Annotated in this window: 20 protein-coding genes; 3 read left to right on the forward strand and 17 right to left on the reverse strand. The window is 70.6% G+C overall.

Annotation, left to right across the window (positions count from 1 at the left end):
• Positions 1–115 precede the first annotated feature (115 nt).
• Together DX116_RS19975 and DX116_RS14705 are read left to right on the forward strand one after the other, a co-directional pair.
• A complete protein-coding gene (locus tag DX116_RS19975; protein WP_158592004.1) occupies positions 116–523 on the forward strand; it encodes an iron chaperone in 408 nt (135 codons plus the stop codon).
• A 92-nt stretch (positions 524–615) separates the two neighbouring features.
• Positions 616–1,632: a hypothetical protein gene (locus DX116_RS14705; RefSeq protein WP_119704983.1), complete on the forward strand. Its 1,017-nt coding sequence runs from the start codon at positions 616–618 to the stop codon at positions 1,630–1,632.
• 19 nt (positions 1,633–1,651) lie between these two features.
• Here the strand turns inward: DX116_RS14705 and DX116_RS14710 are convergent, their stop codons facing one another.
• The 7 genes from DX116_RS14710 to DX116_RS14740 all read right to left on the reverse strand — a co-directional run bounded on the left by DX116_RS14710 (position 1,652) and on the right by DX116_RS14740 (position 7,342).
• On the reverse strand, positions 1,652–2,458 hold the full coding sequence (locus tag DX116_RS14710) for an ABC transporter permease (RefSeq protein ID WP_119704984.1): 807 nt from the start codon (positions 2,456–2,458) through the stop codon (positions 1,652–1,654).
• The gene (locus tag DX116_RS14715; protein ID WP_119704985.1) at positions 2,455–3,447 is read right to left on the reverse strand and encodes an ATP-binding cassette domain-containing protein; all 993 of its coding nucleotides are present in this window, start codon (positions 3,445–3,447) and stop codon (positions 2,455–2,457) included. Before DX116_RS14715 ends, DX116_RS14710 begins: the two co-directional genes overlap by 4 nt.
• Before the next feature lie 109 nt (positions 3,448–3,556).
• Positions 3,557–4,780: a pyridoxal phosphate-dependent aminotransferase gene (locus DX116_RS14720; protein WP_119704986.1), complete on the reverse strand. Its 1,224-nt coding sequence runs from the start codon at positions 4,778–4,780 to the stop codon at positions 3,557–3,559.
• Between the two features lie 87 nt (positions 4,781–4,867).
• Positions 4,868–5,434 carry a VanZ family protein gene (locus tag DX116_RS14725; protein WP_199716088.1) on the reverse strand — a complete coding sequence of 189 codons (567 nt, stop codon included), beginning with the start codon at positions 5,432–5,434 and terminating at the stop codon, positions 4,868–4,870.
• A gap of 29 nt (positions 5,435–5,463) precedes the next feature.
• Positions 5,464–6,432, reverse strand: coding sequence for an RluA family pseudouridine synthase (locus DX116_RS14730; RefSeq protein WP_119704987.1), 969 nt, complete (start codon positions 6,430–6,432; stop codon positions 5,464–5,466).
• Complete coding sequence (gene lspA, locus DX116_RS14735) at positions 6,429–6,968, reverse strand: signal peptidase II (RefSeq protein WP_233556803.1); 540 nt, start codon at positions 6,966–6,968, stop codon at positions 6,429–6,431. The genes DX116_RS14730 and lspA overlap by 4 nt, the downstream gene beginning before the upstream one ends.
• Positions 6,941–7,342: a TraR/DksA family transcriptional regulator gene (locus tag DX116_RS14740; RefSeq protein WP_119704988.1), complete on the reverse strand. Its 402-nt coding sequence runs from the start codon at positions 7,340–7,342 to the stop codon at positions 6,941–6,943. The genes lspA and DX116_RS14740 overlap by 28 nt, the downstream gene beginning before the upstream one ends.
• A gap of 82 nt (positions 7,343–7,424) precedes the next feature.
• Here DX116_RS14740 and ileS point away from each other — a divergent pair, with 82 nt between their 5' ends.
• Positions 7,425–10,580 (forward strand): isoleucine--tRNA ligase, encoded by a 3,156-nt coding sequence (ileS, locus tag DX116_RS14745; RefSeq protein WP_119704989.1) that lies wholly within the window; start codon positions 7,425–7,427, stop codon positions 10,578–10,580.
• A gap of 169 nt (positions 10,581–10,749) precedes the next feature.
• Here the strand turns inward: ileS and DX116_RS14750 are convergent, their stop codons facing one another.
• The 10 genes from DX116_RS14750 to ftsW form a co-directional block, all read right to left on the reverse strand.
• Entirely contained in the window at positions 10,750–11,553 is an 804-nt protein-coding gene (locus tag DX116_RS14750) for a DivIVA domain-containing protein (protein ID WP_119704990.1), read from the reverse strand.
• A 125-nt stretch (positions 11,554–11,678) separates the two neighbouring features.
• Positions 11,679–11,969 carry a YggT family protein gene (locus DX116_RS14755; RefSeq protein ID WP_119704991.1) on the reverse strand — a complete coding sequence of 97 codons (291 nt, stop codon included), beginning with the start codon at positions 11,967–11,969 and terminating at the stop codon, positions 11,679–11,681.
• Between the two features lie 3 nt (positions 11,970–11,972).
• Complete coding sequence (locus DX116_RS14760; protein WP_119704992.1) at positions 11,973–12,470, reverse strand: cell division protein SepF; 498 nt, start codon at positions 12,468–12,470, stop codon at positions 11,973–11,975.
• Positions 12,471–12,511: 41 nt separating this feature from the next.
• Positions 12,512–13,216, reverse strand: coding sequence for a YggS family pyridoxal phosphate-dependent enzyme (locus DX116_RS14765; protein WP_119704993.1), 705 nt, complete (start codon positions 13,214–13,216; stop codon positions 12,512–12,514).
• Positions 13,213–13,929: a polyphenol oxidase family protein gene (locus DX116_RS14770; RefSeq protein WP_119704994.1), complete on the reverse strand. Its 717-nt coding sequence runs from the start codon at positions 13,927–13,929 to the stop codon at positions 13,213–13,215. Before DX116_RS14770 ends, DX116_RS14765 begins: the two co-directional genes overlap by 4 nt.
• Before the next feature lie 14 nt (positions 13,930–13,943).
• Positions 13,944–15,143, reverse strand: a complete 1,200-nt coding sequence (gene ftsZ, locus DX116_RS14775; protein WP_119704995.1) for a cell division protein FtsZ — start codon at positions 15,141–15,143, stop codon at positions 13,944–13,946.
• A 181-nt stretch (positions 15,144–15,324) separates the two neighbouring features.
• Positions 15,325–16,050, reverse strand: a complete 726-nt coding sequence (locus tag DX116_RS14780) for a cell division protein FtsQ/DivIB (RefSeq protein WP_119704996.1) — start codon at positions 16,048–16,050, stop codon at positions 15,325–15,327.
• Positions 16,047–17,441, reverse strand: coding sequence for a UDP-N-acetylmuramate--L-alanine ligase (gene murC / locus DX116_RS14785; RefSeq protein ID WP_119705662.1), 1,395 nt, complete (start codon positions 17,439–17,441; stop codon positions 16,047–16,049). The genes DX116_RS14780 and murC overlap by 4 nt, the downstream gene beginning before the upstream one ends.
• Positions 17,442–17,603: 162 nt before the next feature.
• Positions 17,604–18,680 carry an undecaprenyldiphospho-muramoylpentapeptide beta-N-acetylglucosaminyltransferase gene (gene murG / locus DX116_RS14790; RefSeq protein ID WP_119704997.1) on the reverse strand — a complete coding sequence of 359 codons (1,077 nt, stop codon included), beginning with the start codon at positions 18,678–18,680 and terminating at the stop codon, positions 17,604–17,606.
• 3 nt (positions 18,681–18,683) lie between these two features.
• Positions 18,684–19,898, reverse strand: coding sequence for a putative lipid II flippase FtsW (ftsW, locus tag DX116_RS14795; protein ID WP_119704998.1), 1,215 nt, complete (start codon positions 19,896–19,898; stop codon positions 18,684–18,686).
• Between the last annotated feature and the right edge of the window lie 39 nt (positions 19,899–19,937).

Here is a 19,937-nt window from a genome sequence, read left to right on the forward strand (position 1 = left end):
CCCCGGTATCAATGTGGACGGCACACTACTGCGACTCGTCGCGTCGCGCGCGGGAACACCCGAAGCCCGGACGTCGGCTGACGTACCCATCCCGCCGGGCGCCCATACTGGGGGCATGACTGGGCACCCCGATCGCGAGAAGCAGACCTACCGGACCGTCGACGACTACCTGGCCGCGGCCACCTACGACGTCGAGGCCCGGCTGGTCGAGATGCGGCGGGTGGTCGCCGAGACGCTGCCGGACGCCGAGGAGACCATCAGCCACAACATCCCGGCGTACCGGCAGCACGGCGTCGTGATCGTGCAGCTCGCCGGGCACGCCGAGCACACGTCGCTCAACTTCTTCCCGACGGCCGGGGCGTTCGCTCACTTCGCGGAGCGGCTGAGGCCCTACTCGACCTCGAAGTCGGCGGTCCGCTTCCCGCTCGACGAACCCCTTCCGCTCGACCTCATCGCCGACATCGCGACCTTCCGACTGGCCGAGGCTGCCGAGTTCGCCGCCCGCAAGCAGGCCCGACGCTGAACGACTCCACCTCGCCCATCACGTGATCGGGTGGTGCAACGCGGCGTCGCGGTCCATAATCGATCCCACTCGTCTGCATCCAGGGGGACATCATGACGCTGCACGCCGAGCTGGTCTCCGGGCCCATCGGGCCCGACACCATCCGCGTCCCGGGCGATCCTGCCCAGCTGCGCAACGCCGTGCAGGGGCTGCGTGGCCTCTCCCGTCAGGTGGACCAGGCCAGTCACCTCCTCAAGCAGGCCAACCCGCCCGACGGTGAGCGCGGACGCATCGTGCTGGCCCTGTCGCGAGCGGCTCAACGCACGGGACGCACCCTCGACGCCGACTCGCAGCAGCTCGATGCGCTCGCCGATGCGATCGATCATGCGGCCGACGTGCTGTCGAGCTCGATCGACGGGGCCGAGGACGTCAAGCGCCGCTGGAAGCAGGCCCGCGACACGCTGCGCGACTCGGTGCACGGACACAAGAACGCACCACCGAACATCGAGGCCCTGATCCACGGCATCGACTCCGAGGCCGCCGAGTCGCACCTCACCCAGCTCAAGCGCCAGGCGGGCATGACGTTCCTCGACGGCGGCGCCGGTCAGCCACGGGAGCACGCGATGCTGCTCGAGGAGGGCAGCCCCGTCGACCAGGCCATCACGGCGTACCGGCACGCGGCACGCGGACTGGTCGACGAGTACGCCGAGCTGGTGCAGAAGGCCAAGACCGCGGACAACCCGGTCGACGAGAAGCTGCCCCGCCACGCCAACGTCTCGATCAGCGAGGTCGACACGCACGACGACGGCCCCGACCACCACAACGTCTCGGGTCCCGGCGCCGTCCGCAGCATCGGCGACCAGCTGCAGGAGGGCACCCGCGTGCTCGACCAGGCCGAGAACCGGCTGGAGGACGTCCGCCTGGCGATCCGGGCCGGCCGCATGCAGCCGGACGACGAGCGGGTCGGCAGCAACGACGGCTTCAAGCGCGACTGGACCGACCACTTCGACAAGCTGCGCCACACCCTCAACGCGCTGCGTCGCGCGGGCGACGTCGCGGCGGACCGCCTGCGGGACGCCGACGAGAACGGTGCCGCCGACGTCCGGCAGGCGCTGCGCGACGACGACTGACGCCGCCAGCGCGCAGCGGTCAGCGGCTGCTCGCCCGCCGGTACTGCCGGATGGACAGCGGCACGAACACCGCGAGGATCAGCACGATCCACAGCAGCGTGTAGAGCACCGGGTGCACCATCGACCATGCGTCGGACGGCGGCGGCATGTTGCCCGTGTTGCCGAACAGCTCGCGCGTGGCCTGGGTGACGGCCGAGACCGGGTTCCACTCGACGAACGGTCGCAGCACGCTGTTGAACTGGTCGAGCGGCACGAACGCGTTGGACACGAACGTCAGCGGCATGATGACGATGAACGAGGCGTTGTTGATGACCTCGACGCTCGGCACGATCAGGCCGATGTAGGCCATGATCCAGCTGATCGCGTAGGCGAACACGAGCAGCAGCAGGAATCCGGCCAGCGCGTCGACGACTCCGTCACGCAGCCGCCAGCCGACCAGCAGCCCGGTGAGCGCCATGATGATCAGCGACAGCACGTTGTAGACGATGTCGGACGTCGTGCGGCCCACGAGGACCGCCGAGCGGGACATCGGCAGCGACCGGAAGCGGTCGATGATGCCCTTCTGCATGTCCTCGGCCAGGCCGGCGCCCGTGAACGTCGCGCCGAACACCACGGTCTGCGCGAAGATGCCCCCGATCAGGAACTCGCGGTAGTTGACCCCCGCGCCGGGATCGATCGCCCCACCGAACACGTAGGAGAACAGCAGCACGAACATGATCGGCGAGATCAGCACGAACACGAGGATCTCGGGGACGCGCACGATCTTGATGAGGTTGCGCTTGGCCACGACCCATCCGTCGGTCGCGTGGCGGGTCAGGGTGGTCATGCCGGCACCTCCGTGCCCTCGTCGGTGGGGGCGGCCTGGTCGGCCGCGTCGTCGGCCGCTCGGCCGGTCAAGGACAGGAACACGTCGTCGAGCGTCGGCCGTCGCAGGCCCACGTCGAGGACGTCGATGCCGTGGGCGTCGAGCTCGGACAGCACCGTGCGCAGCTGTGGGACCCCGCCGTCGACAGGAGCCGTCAGCTCGCGCTCGTTGTCGCCGATCTGCACCTCGCCGACTGCGACGGACGCGAGGATGCGTGCGGCGTCGTCGCGCTGCGTGCCATCGTTCAACAGCACCTCGATGCGCTCGCCGCCGGTCTGCGCCTTGAGCTCGTCGGCGGTGCCGCGGGCGATCGCGCGCCCGTGATCGATCACGACGATGTCGTCGGCCAGCAGGTCGGCCTCCTCGAGGTACTGCGTGGTGAGCAGAAGCGTGGCGCCCGAGGAGACGAGGTCGCGGATGACGGTCCACATCTGCTGACGGCTGCGCACGTCGAGACCTGTGGTGGGCTCGTCGAGGATCAGCACCGGCGGCTCGGCGACCAGGGCACCGGCCAGGTCGAGACGTCGCCGCATGCCGCCGGAGTACGTCTTGGACGGTCGGTCGCCGGCATCGGCGAGGCCGAAGCGCTCGAGCAGGTCGCGAGCGCGCTGGGAGGCCTGGGGCTTCTTCATGCCGTAGAGGCGTCCGACCATCTGGAGGTTCTCGAAGCCCGTCAGGTGCTCGTCGACGGCGGCATACTGCCCCGACAGGCCGATACGTGCCCGCACACCGTCGGGGTCCTTGGCCACGTCGATGCCGGCGACCTCGGCCGAGCCGGCGTCTGCCGTCAGCAAGGTCGCCAGGATGCGCACCGCCGTGGTCTTGCCCGCGCCGTTGGGGCCCAGCAGCCCCAGCACCGTGCCCTCGGGGACCGTCAGGTCGAGCCCGGAGAGGGCCTCGACCCCCTTGTACCGCTTCACCAGTCCGGTGGCCCGGATCATGTCTGTCATACGTCGACGCCTCTCAGTATTCCTATCAGGAACAGTGAGAGCCATCATGCCGCATCACGCCGACAGAAACAGCCCTCAAGGGCTGGCCGATCGAGCGAGCCCGGCGCGCTCAGACCTGCCGGTAGCTGCTCAGGAAGTTGCCGAGTCGCTGGATGGCCTCGGCGAGGTCGCGCGCCCACGGCAGCGTGACGATGCGCAGGTGGTCGGGGTCGGGCCAGTTGAAGCCCGTGCCCTGGGTCAGCAGGATCTTCTCCTGCAGCAGCAGGTCGAGCACGAGCTGCTGGTCGTCCTTGATGGGATAGACCTCGGGGTCGAGCCGCGGGAACACGTAGAGCGCTCCCTTGGGGTTGACGACGCTGATGCCCGGGATCTTGCCCAGCTCGGCCACGGCGGTGTCGCGCTGCTCGAGCAGGCGCCCGCCGGGCAGGATCAGCTCCTTGATCGACTGGTAGCCGCCCAGCGCGACCTGGATCGCGTTCTGCGCCGGCACGTTGGGGCACAACCGCATCGACGCCAGCAGCGTGATGCCCTCGAGGTAGTCGCGGGCCCGCTCCAGCGGCCCCGTCACGACCAGCCAACCGGCCCGGTAGCCGCAGACGCGATAGGCCTTCGAGAGCCCGTTGAACGTCAACGTCAGCACGTCGGGCGCGACGCTGGCCATCGGCACGTGGACGGCGTCGTCGTACAGGATCTTGTCGTAGATCTCGTCGGCCATCAGCACCAGGTCGTGCTTGCGGGCGAGGTCGGCGATGCCGGCCAGCGTCTCGCGCGAGTACACCGCGCCGGTGGGGTTGTTGGGGTTGATCACGACGATGACCTTGGTGCGGTCGGTGATCTTGGACTCGAGATCGGCGAGGTCGGGGTTCCACTCGTTGTCCTCGTCGCAGCGATAGTGCACCGGCACCCCGCCCGCGAGATTGGTGACGGCCGTCCACAGGGGGTAGTCGGGGACGGGGATCAGCACCTCGTCGCCGTTGTCGAGCAGCGCCTGCAGCGCGATCGAGATCAGCTCGGAGACCCCGTTGCCGATCCAGACGTCGTCGATGTCGATCGTCGGGAAGCCGTCCTGCAGCTGGTAGTGGTGCACAACGGCGCGACGAGCCGACTGGATGCCGCGGGAGTCGGAGTAGCCGGCCGATCCGGGCAGGGCCGCGATGACGTCCTGCAGGATCTCGGCCGGGGCGTCGAAGCCGAACGGCTGGGGGTTGCCGATGTTGAGCTTGAGGATGCGGTGCCCCTCGGCCTCGAGCTGGGCTGCTCGGGCGCTGACGGGTCCGCGGATGTCATAGAGGACGTCCCTGAGCTTCTCGGACTGGCGCACGACAGGAGGCATGGCGACATTCTTCCACCCACGGACCTGTCCCCTCACGAGTGGTGCACCCCACTCACCGAGTGGCGCGCATCCGCGGGAAACGCCGTCTCAGTTCCGCGAATCTGCGCCACTCGCGGGGCGGGCGCCACTCGCGGGGCGGGCCGGGCGGGCGAGGCGGTACACGCGCTTCGCGCTCGCGACCAGCCCGTAGCCCGCCATCGCGCCCACCACGTTGAAGATCAGGTCGTTGACGTCGGCGACGTGGCCCCCGTGCCACAGGCGCGCACTGACGTACTGGGTCGTCTCGATCAGCAGGCTGAACAACGCCCCGAGCGCCGTGGCCCTGGCCAACGAGGGCTTGACCGCGGCGAGTGCGACCAGCACGCCGACCGGGAGGAAGACGATGACGTTCTGGACCGCGTCGGCGAGCTCGTAGTCGACGAAGGGCCTCACGCTGATCGACGACGACCACGACGGGGCGCTGCCCGGCATGTCGAGGTAGATCGGGAAGACCGTGTTGGCGACGACACCCGCACCATAGACGCAGGCGCAGGCCGCGAGCGCGGCGCTCAGCGGCGACAGCGCGCCGCGTCGTCGCAGCCGCCACACGAGCACGCCGAACACCACGACCGCCGCGGGGACGACGACGGGCAGGGACGGGACCTCACCGAACAACAGGGCGGACCTCTCGGAGATGCCTCGCGTCAGCGAGGGAGCGGGTTGTCGTCGATGGTGCGGACGATCTCGAGCGCGTGCACGAGGTCGTCCGGGTACGTGGACTCGAACTCGACGTACTCGCCGGTGCGCGGGTGGATGAAGCCCAGCTTGTGGGCGTGCAGCCACTGGCGGTCGAGGTCGACCCGCTTGGCGAGCGTCGGATCGGCGCCGTACATCAGGTCGCCGACGCACGGGTGGTGGATCGCGCTCATGTGGACGCGGATCTGGTGCGTCCGGCCCGTCTCGAGCTTGATCGTCAGCAGGCTCGCGAAGCGGTGCGCCTCGAGCGTGTCGTAGTGCGTGATGCTGTCGCGGCCGCCGTCCTTGACCGTGAACTTGAAGTCGTGCTTGGGGTGGCGCGCGATCGGCGCGTCGATCGTGCCGGTGTGCGGATCGGGGTGGCCCTGCACCAGCGCGTGGTACGTCTTGTCGACGGTGCGGTCGCGGAAGGCCTGCTTGAGCACGGTGTAGGCGTGCTCGGACTTGGCGACCGCCATCAGACCGCTGGTGCCGACGTCGAGGCGGTGCACGATGCCCTGACGCTCGGGGGCTCCCGATGTCGAGATGCGGATGCCGACGCCGGCCAGGTGGTCGAGCACCGTCGGTCCGCTCCAGCCGACCGACGGATGTGCTGCCACGCCCACGGGCTTGTCGACCACGACGATGTCGTCGTCCTGGAACACGAGCCGCATGCCCTCGACCTCGGTGGCCACGACGACGGCGCGCCGTGGCGCCGGGATCGACGCCTCGAGCACCGAGCCGTACGACACGCGGTCGGACTTGGCCGGCGTCTGGCCGTCGAGCGTCACGTGCCCCTCGGCGACCAGCTCGCTGGCACGGGTGCGTGACAGACCGAGCAGCCGCGCCAGTGCGCTGTCGACCCGCTCGCCCTCCAGCCCCTCGGGGATCTGGATGACCTTGTGGTCGAGGGCGACCTCGGTGCCGTCGGTCGTCATGACTTCTCCTCGCGTGTGCCGTCGATCCGCACGCCGCGCCACGCACGCCAGACGATGATGATGGCCGCGAACGTCAGCGCGATGTCGGCGACGTTGCCGACGAAGACCCCGTAGTCGATGAAGTCGACGACGTGGCCCTTGAGCGGCGACGGCTCGCGGAAGATGCGGTCGGACAGGTTGCCGAGAGCACCGGCCAGCAGCAGCCCGAGCCCGACGGCCCATCCGCGGTCGCGCAGTCGCGGCGCCACGCGGACGACACCGACGCACACCGCGATGGCGATGATGCTGAGCACCAGCGTGAAGCCGGCACCGGTGCTGAGCGCAGCACCCGGGTTGCGCAGGAAGCTCAGCGACAGGACGCCGGGGATGATCTCGATCGACTCACGACCCTGCAGCTTCTCGACGGCCACGACCTTGGTGACCTGGTCGAGGACGAAGGCGACCACTGCGACGACGGCGAACAGCCGTACGTACGTCCTCGTGGTCGCGCCGTGGTCGTCGCCAGGGCTCAGCGACGCTCCTCGCGCTGCTTGCATGTCATGCACAGTGTCGCACGCGGGAACGCCATCAGACGATTCTTGCCGATCGCCTCGCCGCACACCTCGCACTGGCCGTAGGTGCCCTTCTCGAGCCGGTCGAGCGCCTTCTCGGTCTGCAGCAGCAGCTCGCTCTGGTTGGCGCGCAGCGACATCTCGGCATCGCGCTCGAGGCCCTTGGAGCCGACGTCGGCCTGGTCGTTGCCGGCGCCGTCGACCCCGTCGCGGAGCAGGTCCTGCAGCTCACGGGCGGACGCGTCGAGCTCGACGCGCAGGCGAGCCAGGTCGCCCTCCAGCTCGCTGCGGACCTCCTTGGTCTCGGCGGCTGTCCAGGGGGTCTCGTCCGCTCGAACGGCGAGCTTGGTGTTTGGCATGGGTGGAGAGTAGACCCCAGATCGGTGCCAGACAACTTGGTGCGCCGCCGCGTCGGCGACGCCCACCCGTAGAATTGAGCGTGTGACTTCGCACGCGTCTGACCTCCCCTCGTACCGCCCCGTTCCGGCCCATGTGGATCTCCCGGTCCTGGAGCGCGAGATCCTCGATCTGTGGGCCGATCAGGGCACCTTCGCGGCGAGCCTCGACACCCCCGCCGACGCCCCCCGCTGGACGTTCTACGAGGGTCCGCCGACGGCCAACGGCACGCCCGGCACGCACCACGTCGAGGCCCGCGTGTTCAAGGACGTCTTCCCGCGGTTCAAGACCATGCAGGGCTACCACGTCGACCGCAAGGCCGGCTGGGACTGCCACGGCCTGCCGGTCGAGATCGCGGTCGAGAAGGAGCTGGGCTTCAACGGCAAGCCCGACATCGAGGCCTACGGCATCGCCGAGTTCAACGCCAAGTGCCGCGAGGCCGTCGTCCGCAACGTCGATCTCTTCGAGGAGATGACCGACCGGATGGGCTACTGGGTCGACATGAGCGACCCCTACCGCACGATGGAGCCCTCGTACGTCGAGAGCGTCTGGTGGGCGCTGTCGACGATCTTCAAGAAGGGCCTGCTCGCCGAGGACTACCGAGTCGCCCCCTACTGCCCGCGGTGCGGCACGACGCTGTCCGACCACGAGCTGGCGCAGGGCTACGAGACCATCACCGACCCGTCGGTCTACGTCCGGTTCCCGCTCACGTCCGGGCCGTGGGCCGGCCGGGCCTCGATGCTCGTGTGGACCACGACGCCATGGACCCTCGTGTCGAACACCGCGGTCGCGGTCAACCCCGACGTCACCTACGTGCTGGCCACCGACGGCACCGAGACCCTGGTCGTCGCCGAGCCCCTGCTGGCCAATGCCCTCGGCGAGGGCTGGACCGCGACGGGCGAGACCGTGTCGGGCCGTGACATGGAGCGGTGGACGTACCAGCGTCCGTTCGAGCTCATCCCCTTCCCGGCGGAGGCGCACTTCGTGGTGCTGGGCGACTACGTCACGACCGACGACGGCACGGGCCTGGTGCACCAGTCCCCCGCCTTCGGCGCCGACGACATGGCCGTCTGCAAGGCGTACGACCTGCCGGTCGTCAACCCCATCCGACCCGACGGCCACTTCGAGGACGACGTGCCGCTCGTCGGCGGGCAGTTCTTCAAGGCCGCCGACCGGGCGCTGGCCGACGACCTCGCCTCGCGCGGCCTGATGTTCCGCGAGCTGGCCTACGAGCACGCGTACCCGCACTGCTGGCGGTGCCACACGCCGCTGATGTACTACGCGCTGCCCGCCTGGTACATCCGCACGACCGCGGTCAAGGACCGCCTGCTCGCCGAGAACGAGGGCACCAACTGGTTCCCCGAGACCATCAAGAACGGCCGCTACGGCGACTGGCTGACCAACAACATCGACTGGTCGCTGTCGCGCAGCCGCTACTGGGGCACTCCCCTGCCGATCTGGCGCAACGACGTCGACCCGTCGAAGCTGGTGTGCATCGAGTCGCTGGCCGAGCTCTCGAGCCTGACGGGCCGCGACCTGTCGGACCTCGACCCGCACCGTCCGTACATCGACGAGGTCACGTTCGAGGTCGACGGCGAGCCGGGCACCTACCGGCGTGTCCCCGACGTGATCGACGCGTGGTTCGACTCCGGCTCCATGCCGTTCGCGCAGTGGGGCTACCCGCACGCGCCCGGCTCGACGGAGAAGTTCGAGCAGGCCTACCCCGCGCAGTACATCGCCGAGGCGATCGACCAGACCCGCGGCTGGTTCTACTCGCTGATGGCCGTCGGCACGCTGGTGTTCGACCAGAGCTCGTACGAGAACGTCGTCTGCCTGGGCCACATCCTGGCCGAGGACGGCAAGAAGATGAGCAAGCACCTCGGCAACATCCTGCTGCCGATGCCGCTCATGGACGAGCACGGCGCCGACGCCCTGCGCTGGTTCATGGCGTGCTCGGGCTCGCCGTGGGCGCCGCGCCGCATCGGCAACACCGCGCTGTCCGAGATCGTCCGCAAGGTGCTGCTGACGTACTGGAACACCACGGCGTTCCACGTGCTCTACGCCCGTACCGACGGCTGGACGCCGACGTCCGGCGACGTCCCGCCGGTCGCCGAGCGCGAGGTGCTCGACCAGTGGCTGCTGTCGGAGCTGCACACGCTGACCCGCGACGTCACCGCCGCGCTCGAGCAGTTCGACACCCAGACAGCCGGCGCGCGCCTCGCGGGCTTCGTCGACGACATGTCCAACTGGTACGTGCGACGCTCGCGCCGCCGCTTCTGGCGCGGTGACGCAGCGGCGTTCGCGACCCTGCACGAGACGCTCGACGTCCTCACCAGGCTCATGGCGCCCCTGACCCCGTTCATCGCCGAGAAGGTCTGGCAGGACGTCATCGTGCCGGTCACGCCCGACGCGCCGGCATCGGTGCACCTCGCCTCGTGGCCCACGGCCGACGAGTCGCTGATCGTCGACGGTCTCGGAGCCCGCGTCGACCTGGCCCGCCGCGTCACCGAGCTCGGCCGCGCGGCGCGTGCCGAGGCCAAGGTGCGCACCCGTCAGCCCCTGCGCCGCGCCCTCGTGGCATCCGGCGCGTGGCAGCAGCTCGGTGCCGACCTGCGCGCCCAGGTGTGCGAAGAGCTCAACGTCGGCGCTCTCGAGTCCCTGGCCGAGGCCGGCGGCGAGCTGGTCGACCACTCGGCCAAGGGCAACTTCCGCAACCTCGGCAAGCGGTTCGGCAAGCAGACCCCGCAGGTCGCCGCCGCGATCGCCCAGGCCGACGCCGCCGCGCTCGCCGCCGGGCTGAGCGCCGACGGCACCGCGACCGTCGAGCTCGACGGCGCGACGATCGAGCTCACGGCCGACGACGTCCTCATCTCCGAGCGTCCGCGCGAGGGCTGGTCGGTCGTCAACGACCAGGGCGAGACCGTCGCCCTCGACCTCGAGCTCGACGACGAGCTGCGGCTGGCGGGGTCGGCGCGCGAGGCCATCCGCGTCATCCAGGAGGCCCGCAAGTCGTCGGGTCTCGAGATCAGCGATCGCATCGGCGTCACGTGGACGGCCGACGGTGCGATGGCCGACGCCCTGCGCGCCCACGAGGCTCTCATCGCCGACGAGGTGCTGGCCACGTCGTTCGCCGAGACGTCCGACGCCTCGGCGTTCCGCGACGACGAGCTGGGCTTCGCCTTCACGATCACCAAGGCCTAGGGCGCCGGGCTTCGCCCGACCAGCGACTCCGTCGCTGCCACGCTCCGCGTGGGCGCCTGCCTCGCTGCGCTCGGCCCGTGCCCGGTTCAAGGGGCCGAGCAACGCGCTCGCCACCACGCAGAACGGCCCGCCTCCGAGGAGGCGGGCCGTTCGGGTGGAGCAGGTGCGACTAGAGGTTCTCGTCGTCGCCGAGCAGCGAGCGGAGACGGCGCGGAGCCGCATCGGCGGGAGCCTGGACGGGCGTGGAGGCCGTCGTGCTCTCGTTGGCCGCGAGCTGGTCGAGCTGGCTCTGGAAGTAGTTCTTGAGCCGGGCGCGGTACTCACGCTCGTACGCCCGCAGGTGCTCGACCTCGCGCTGGATCTCGTAGCGATCGCGCTCGATCGTGGCGACAGCCGCCGTACGACGCTCGTTGGTCTCCTCGTCGAGCTTCTGCGCGCGGATGCGAGCATCGGTCTCGAGCCGGTCGGCCTTGCCACGCGCCTCGTTGGTGATGCGCTCGGCCTTGGCCCGCGCCTCGCCGACCATGCGGTCGGCCTCTTCCTTGGCCGCGTCCATCAGCTGATCGGCGTTGGTCGAGGCGATCTCGAGCAGACGAGCCGCCGCGGACGAGGCATCGCCCATCGACGGACGCGCCGCAGCCACGGGGGCCGGTGCCGCGGCGACCGGCGCGGGGGCCGGCTCGGGCTCGGGTGCCGGGGTGGGCTCGACAGCCTTGACCGGCTCCTGCACGGCAGGCGCCGGAGGGGTCGCGGCGGCGGGAGTCGGCGACGAGAGAGCCGGGATCAGTCCGGTCGGCTCGCCGGTCGATGCGGCAGCTACCTTGGCGCGAAGTTCTTCGTTCTCGACCGTCAGACGTTCGAGCTCAGCCTCGACCTCGTCGAGGAACTGGTCAACTTCGCCCATGTCATAGCCTTCGCGAAGACGGACTGGCGTAAAACGCTTGTTACGCACGTCCTCTGGCGTCAGTGGCATGAGTACACCTCGGGTTTCGGGGTAGTCCTGGGGACCTGGAGTCTCCACCGTACTCGGTGGGTCATCACTTCTGCCACAGGCGTACCGACATCAGACGGCCGGCTCGGTCGAGTCGGCCGGGTTGGTCAGAAGAACGCGACCTCGACGATGCGCTGCAGGATGAAGATGCCGATGATCAGGATCATCGGCGACAGGTCGAGCATCACGGCACCGAGCCGCAGGGGCGGGATGACGTTGCGCACGGCCCGCAGCGGCGGGTCGGTGATCGAGTACAGGCCCTCGCACAGCACCGCGACCAGACCGCGCGGCCGCCAGTTGCGCGCCAGCATCTGGACCCAGTCGAGGACGAAGCGCGCAATCAGCAGCAGGAGGGCGATCCACAGGACGAACAGCAGGACGTTACCGACTGTGGCCATCCGTCAGCTCTGGTTGAAGAAGCCGCCGGCAGCGATGCGCTGCTTGTCCTCGTCGGTGACCGAGATGTTCTCGGGCGACAGCAGGAACACCTTGGCAGTGACGCGGTTGATCGACCCGTGCACGGCGAAGACCAGGCCGGCGGCGAAGTCGACGAGGCGCTTGGCGTCGTCGTCGTCGATCTCGGACAGGTTCATGATGACGGGCACGCCGGAGCGGTAGTGCTCGCCGACCGTGCGGGCGTCGTTGTAGGTGCGAGGCGTGACGGTCTCGATGCGTGCGAGGTCGGACGCCGTGGAGGCGCGACGCTCAGGACGCTCGACGCGGCGACGCTCGTCGATGCTGGAGACCGTCGAGGGGCGCACCACGGCGGGTGCGGCCTGCCGGACAGGAGCCTGGCGAACAGGCGCCTCGTCGGGGTCGAGGTCGTCGAACTCGTCGTCGAAGTCGGCCTGTTCGACGAGGCCGAGGTACTCGCCGACCTTCCGCATTGCGCCAGCCATGATTTCTCCGTGGGTCCGTGTCGGGTGTGACGTGTCTGAGATTACCGGGTGGAAGCCCGCTCGCCGAGCACCGAGCGCCCGACTCGCAGGTGTGTCGCGCCGGCGGCTACGGCGGCCTCGAGGTCGCCGCTCATGCCGGCCGAGACGATCGTCGCCCCGGGGTGGTCGCGACGCAGCTCGCCCGACAGGCGGACGAGGTGGTCGAAGTGCGGACGGGGGTCGTCGCCGAGCGGCGCGACGGTCATGAGGCCGCCCAGGACGAGGCCCGGCGCGTCGGCGATCGCGTCGGCGACGGGGCCGATGGCGTCGGGCACGACGCCGGCCCGTCCGGGGTCGGTCGCGTCGAAGTCGACCTGCACGAGGCAGGTGAGCGTGCGACCGGCCGCCTCGGCACCGCGCGAGAGCGAGTTGACCAGCTTGACCCGGTCGACGCTGTGCACCAGGTCGGCGTAGCGGGCGACGGCTCCGGCCTTGTTGGTCTGCAGCCCGCCGAGGAAGTGCCAGCGCAACGATGCTTCGACGTCGTGCGCCTTGTCGCCGGCCTCGGGATGACGGTTCTCCCCCACGTCGACGACGCCGAGCTCGGCCAGGATGTCGACGTCGGACGCCGGATAGGTCTTGGTGACCACGACGAGCGTGATCTCGTCGCGCGAGCGGCCCGCCGAGGCGCAGGCGTCGACGATGCGACGCTCGGTATCGGCCAGTCCGGCGGCGAGCTCGGCACGACGGTCGCCGGACGCGCTCATCGGAGCACCGCCACGGCGCCGAACCGTCCCGACCGCTGGCCCTGCCGGCGGTACGAGAACCAGCGGTCGTGCTCGATCGTGCACTCGCCGGCGCCGAGGTCGGTCGCGTCGACGCCCTCGGCCTCGAGCTGCGCGATCACGCCGGCTCCGACGTCGATCGCCGGCGTGCCCCACGACGTGGTGGAGCGCGCCTCGGGCACGACCGACGCGACGGCATCGGCCAGCTCGACGGGCAGCTCGTAGCAGCGGCCGCACGCCCTCGGACCGATCCAGGCGCGGACGTCTGCGGCTCCACGCTCGCGCATCGCGCGCACGGCGGCCGGCACCACGCCCTTGACCAGACCCTCGCGTCCGCTGTGCACGACCGCTACCAGGCCGGCGTCGTCGGCCGCCAGCACGACGGGGGTGCAGTCGGCCACGCGCACCAGCACCGCCACACCCGGCTGATCGGTGACCAGCGCGTCGGCGACCGGGACGTCCGCACCCTCGGCACCGGCCCATGCCACGTCGTTGCCGTGCACCTGGGTCATCGGGACGAGGCGATCGGCTCCCACGGCTGCGGCCACGAGCGCGAGGTTGCGCTCGACCACCTCCGGGTCGTCGCCGTTGGACGCCGCGAGGTTGAGCGACGCCCACGGGCCCTCGCTGTCGCCGCCCTCGCGGTCGGTGAACCCGAACCGGACGCGGCCGTGGCGGCCTTCGTGCCAGAACACCGGGCTCGTCCGGCTCAGCGCAGGAAGTCGGGCACGTCGAGGTCGTCCCCGTAGTCGGCCGGCATCGGCTCGGGCGGCAGCGCCTCGTTGCCCGCTCCGTCACGCGGGGGCAGCGTGGTGGGGCGCCCTCCGTCGAGGTAGGGATCGGGCGGCAGGTAGCTCTCGGCCGTGCGCGGCGCCGACGGTGCGGCGGGCGCGGCCGGCGGCGGATCGGCCGGCGACGGGTTCTCCTTGAGCAGGGCCGGCTTGGTGGCGTCGCGCAGCATCGGCTCGCCGCCGTCGAAGCCCGCGGCGATCACCGTGACGCGCACCTCGTCGCCCAGGGCGTCGTCGATGACGGCGCCGAAGATGATGTTGGCGTCGGGGTGGACCGCGTCGGCGACCAGGCCAGCGGCCTCGTTGATCTCGAACAGGCCGAGGTCGGAGCCTCCCGCGATCGAGAGCAGCACGCCGCGAGCACCCTCGATCGACGCCTCGAGCAGCGGGCTCGAGACGGCGCTCTCGGCGGCCACGGCCGCACGGTGCTCGCCGCGGGCCGACCCGATGCCCATCAGGGCCGAGCCGGCGTCGGACATGACCGACTTGACGTCGGCGAAGTCGAGGTTGATCAGGCCCGGAGTGGTGATGAGGTCGGTGATGCCCGAGACGCCCTGGTGCAGCACCTGGTCGGCCTGCCGGAACGAGTCGAGCAGGCTGACATTGGGATCGCTGATCGACAGCAGCCGGTCGTTGGGGATGACGATGAGGGTGTCGACCTCGTCGCGCAGCGCCTGGATGCCGGCATCGGCCTGGCCCGAGCGGTTGCGACCCTCGAACTTGAACGGGCGGGTGACCACACCGATCGTCAGGGCGCCCAGCGACCGCGCGATGCGGGCCACGACGGGGGCACCACCGGTGCCGGTGCCGCCACCCTCGCCCGCGGTCACGAAGACCATGTCGGCACCCTTGATGGCGGCCTCGATCTCCTCGGCGTGGTCCTCGGCGGCCTGCTTGCCGATCTCGGGGTTCGCGCCGGCACCGAGGCCGCGGGTCGAGTCGCGGCCGACGTCGAGCTTGACGTCGGCGTCGCTCATCAGCAGCGCCTGGGCGTCGGTGTTGATCGCGATGAACTCGACACCCTTGAGCCCCACCTCGATCATCCGGTTGACGGCGTTGACTCCGCCGCCGCCGATGCCGACGACCTTGATCACGGCGAGGTAGTTCTGGACCGCCATCGTGTGTCCTTCCGAGGATGTTGCGCAGGGTGGATGAGCTCGGGCGCGAGGCTCATGAAGTTCTGGGACGGCCGCCGAGCATGAACCCTAACCCTCAAGTGAAGGGTTATAGTTATGTCAACCTGCGACCTACAAGAACCGTACGCGGACGGGCTGTGGCCGGGACGACGACACGCCGCAGCTAGGGCGTCGTGGTCGGTTGGTCGGGCGCGCTGACGTCGTAGCGGGACGCCTCGAGGCGCAGCAGCGGGGTGAGCACCTGCAGCTTGCGACCGCCGTCGTCCCTGCTCCCCCACACGACGGTCCGCCCCTTGGTGAGCTTGAGCTCGATCGAGTCCTTGCTGGAGGCGGTGACCGACTCGACCTGCTCGCGCAGACCGGGGTCCTTGCGGCCGATCAGCGTGACGACCGAGGCGAGCGACTCGGCCGTCTGCAGCCGGTCGCGCGCGTCGGTGACGTCGATCGTGGCCTCGAGCAGGCCCTTCGGCGGCGAGCCGTACGAGCGGAAGGCGATGCCGTTGCGGTCGATGCCGCGGATCTGGCCGTCGACGCGCGCCCAGACCACGGACTTGCGCTCGACGATCGAGATCGAGATCGTGTGGGGCCACGAGCGTCCCACCTCGACGGTGTCGACCCGGTCGAGCCCGGAGACGCGCTGCTCGATCGCGCCGACGTCGACGCGGGCCAGGGGACGTCCCTGCGGCACCTGCGCGACGCGCAGCACCTGCGCCTGCTTGAGCGTCGTGCGCCCCGACACCTCCACGTCTCGCACCGCCAGGACGCTCGAGAACCACACCATCCATGCCAGGGCCCCGAGGGCGGCGACGACCAGCACGCCCAGGGCGACGCGAAAGTACCGTCGGCGACGCTCGGCGCGGCTTCTCTCGGAGAACCGCTCCGCGGTCATCCCAGGGCCTCGAGCACCGCCGGGCCGACCGTCGTGATGTCGCCCGCCCCGAGGGTCAGCAGCAGGTCGCCGGGGAGCAGCTCGCGCACGAGCACGTCGGCCAGCCCCGCGACGGGGCCTCCGAGCATCGCCCGCGGCCCCTGGACGGCGGCGACCACCAGGGCCGAGGTGACCTCGGGATCGGCATCCTCGCGCGCGAGGTAGATGTCGGCCACGACCACCATGTCGGCCGCCGAGAGCGCTCGGCCCATCTCGGCGCCGTAGACACGGGTGCGGCTGACCAGGTGCGGCTGGTACGCCACCACGAGCCGGCCGGTGCCCGCGACGGCCCGGGCCGCCGCGAGGTCGGCAGCGATCTCGGTCGGGTGGTGCGCGTAGGAGTCGTACACCCGCACTCCCCCGGCCTCGCCGAGCGGCTGCATGCGCCGGTTGGCTCCTGTGTAGGCCGCAAGACCCGCGATCAGCAGGTCGACGTTCTGGTCGAGCAGCAGACCCGTGCCGAGCGCGAGCAGCGCGTCGAGCGCGTAGTGCGCGCCGGGGACGGCCAGCTCGACGGGCCCGAGGTCGACACCGCGCAGCGACGCGGAGAACGTCGTGGTCGTGCCCTCGACGACCAGGTGGTGGCCGCGCAGGTCGGCGTCCTCGGAGAAGCCTGCCGTCATGACCTCGAGGCCGGCCGCCCGGGCGGTGCGCGCGAGTGCCTGCGTCCCGGGGTCGTCGGCGCTCAGCACGACGAACCGCTGGATGCGCGAGACGAACTCGTCGAAGGCCGCCGCGTACGCCTCGACCGTGCCGTAGTTGTCGAGGTGGTCGGCGTCGACGTTGGTGACGACCGCTCCCTCCGGCTCGTAGACCAGGAAGGCGCCGTCGCTCTCGTCCGCCTCGGCCACCAGCAGGTCGCCCGAGCCGAGCCGCGCGTTGGCGCCGAGGCTCGCGACCTCGGCCCCGATCGCGTACGACGGCTCGGCGCCCGCGGCGATCAGGGCGCACGTCAGCATCGCGGTGGTGGTCGTCTTGCCGTGGGTGCCGGCCACCGCGATCGTGCGCCGCCCCTCCATGACCGAGCGCAGGCCCGCCGAGCGGGGCCACAGCCGCAGGCCGCGCCGCAGCGCCTCGACGATCTCGGGGTTGTCGTCGCGGACCGCGGTGGAGGCGATGACGGTGTCGACGCCGTCGAGCTGCGACGCGTCGTGCCCGACGTGGCACGTGATGCCCTCGGCCCGCAGCGCCGCGACGACGGCCGAGTCGAAGGCGTCGCTGCCACTGACGACCACGCCCTGCTGCGCCATGAGCCGCGCGATGGCCGACAGACCGGCACCGCCGATGCCGATGAAGTGGACGTGGCCCAGCTCGCCCACCGGCGGGATGTGGGCGGGAACCTCGATCTTCACGCCGTCACCTCCGAGGAAGAGCAAGAGTACGGAGCCGACGGCGCGAACCGGCACCCATGGTTCGTTCGCTGGCGCTCACTCACGCCGTCACCTCCGAGAAAGAGCAACAGTACGGAGCCGACGGCGCGAACCGGCACCCATGGTTCGTTCGCTGGCGCTCACTCACGCCTCTCCCCCGGCCTCTCGGATCATGGCGGCGAGCTTCTCGTCGGCGTCGCGGGCCACGATGCCCGAGGCGGCGCGCGACATCGCCGCGAGGCGGCCTTCGTGCGAGACGAGCGGGATGACGACGTTGTCGATCCACGCCGGTGTGAGGGCGGCGTCGTCGATCAGCAGCCCGCCGCCGGCGCGCACCACCGGATGAGCGTTGTGCGCCTGCTCGCCGTTGCCGATGGGCAGCGGGACGAAGGCGGCGGGCAGCCCCACGGCGGCCACCTCGGTGACGGTGTTGGCACCGGCCCGGCACACGATCAGGTCGGCGGCGGCGTAGGCCAGGTCCATGCGGTCGATGAACGGCACCACGACGTACGGCGGGTCGCCCGCGCGCGGGTTGAGGGCGACCTCGTCGGGGCGTCCTGCCGCGTGCAGCACCTGCACGCCGGCATCGGCCAGGTCGCGCGCTGCCGCCGACACCGCGTGGTTGATGCGCCGCGCGCCCTGGGAGCCGCCCGTGACCAGCAGCGTCGGGCGATCGGGGTCGAGCCCGAAGAACTCGCGCGCCTCGGCCCGCAGGGCCGCCCGGTCGAGACGCGAGATCTCGCGCCGGATCGGCAGGCCGATGAAGCGCCCGTGCCGCAGGTCGGTGTCGGGGAAGCTGGTGGCCACGTGACGCGTGAAGCGCGCGCCCAGCTTGTTGGCGATGCCCGGGATGGCATTGCCCTCGTGCACCACCAGAGGGATGCCACGGCGACGAGCCACCAGGTAGGCCGGCACCGAGACGTAGCCGCCGAAGCCCACGATCACGTCGGGCCGCACGCGGTCGACGACCTCGCCCGTGGCCTTGACCGCGGCGGTGAGCCTGCCCGGCACCTGCACCATCGCCTTGCCGGGGCGACGCGGCAGCGGCACGGGCGGGACGAGCTCGAGCGGGTAGCCCGCCTGCGGGATCAACGTCACCTCGAGGCCGCGCGGCGTGCCGAGGCACGTGATGTCGTCACCGGCGTCGGCCAGCACGGCGGCGGTCGCGAGCAGGGGCGAGGTGTGGCCGGCGGTCCCCCCGCCGGCGAGCAGCACGCGCACGCGTCATCGCCTCCCTGCGACGCGCACGGGCGTCGGGGCCGCGGCGCGGCGACGGTTGGCCCGACCGGCCGCCAGGGCCCGCTGGGCACCCGGCTCGGTGGTGGCGCAGTTGAGCAGCACGCCGAGCGACACCAGCGTCACGAGCAGGCTCGAGCCGCCGTACGAGATCAGGGGCAGCGGGATGCCGATGACCGGCAGCATGCCGAGCACCATCCCGATGTTGATGATGGCCTGGATCAGCAGCCAGATCGTGATGCCAGAGGCCGCGTAGCGGACGAAGGGCTCGCGGGTGCGGGCCGCGATGCGGATGCCGGCGAAGCCCAGCACGATGAACAGCACCAGCACGACGAGCGTACCGAGCAGGCCGAGCTCTTCGCCGAGGACGGCCAGGATGAAGTCGGTGTGGGCCTCGGGGAGAGCGCCCCACTTCTGCCGGCTGTTGCCGAGCCCGACGCCCCAGAACCCGCCACGCGCCAGCGCCATCATGCCCTTGATCGCCTGGTAGCCGGCGCTCTCGGGATCGGACTCGGGGTTGAGGAAGTTGAGGAAGCGCGCGACGCGGTGGGGCGAGTTGGCCACGGCCAGCACCAGGCCCACGAACAGGCCCGCGAGGATGCCGCCCATCTGCCGCCGGGGCAGACCCGCGACCCAGAGCATCCCGACCGTCAGGGCGAAGATGACCACCGCGGTGCCGAGGTCGTGCTGCCCGACGACGAGCAGGGCCACCGCGCCGGCCACCGGGACCATGGGGGTCAGGACGTAGCGAGGGGTGCCGAGGTACTTCTGCCGGCGCGCGTAGAGATCGGCGATCCACAGCACGAGGGCGAGCTTGGCGAACTCCGACGGCTGCAGCTGGAAGCCGCCGAACAGCGGCAGCCAGTTGCGGTTGCCGTTGCGCTCGATGCCGACGCCCGGGATGAACGTCGCCATGATGAGCAGCACCGAGACGAGCAGGAACGGCAGGATGAACCGGCGCAGGGTGCTGAGCGGCATGCGGGCCGCGATGACGGCACCGATGACTCCCAGCACCGCGAAGATCAGCTGGCGGATGAGGATCGAGAACGAGTTGCCGTAGTTGACCAACGAGTAGATCGAGCTGGCGCTCAGCACCATGATCAGGCCGATGCCGAGCAGCAGGGCCGAGGTGCCGAGCACGAGCTGGTACGACGCGAGCGGACGCTCGAGCGTCCGGCGTATCGCCTCGCTGGTGCTCCGCATCGTGATCGTCCTCTGTGCCGGGGACTGTGCTGTCCGGGG

The sequence above is a fragment of the Aeromicrobium endophyticum genome (assembly GCF_003586285.1).
In the GTDB taxonomy this organism is placed as follows: domain Bacteria; phylum Actinomycetota; class Actinomycetes; order Propionibacteriales; family Nocardioidaceae; genus Aeromicrobium; species Aeromicrobium endophyticum.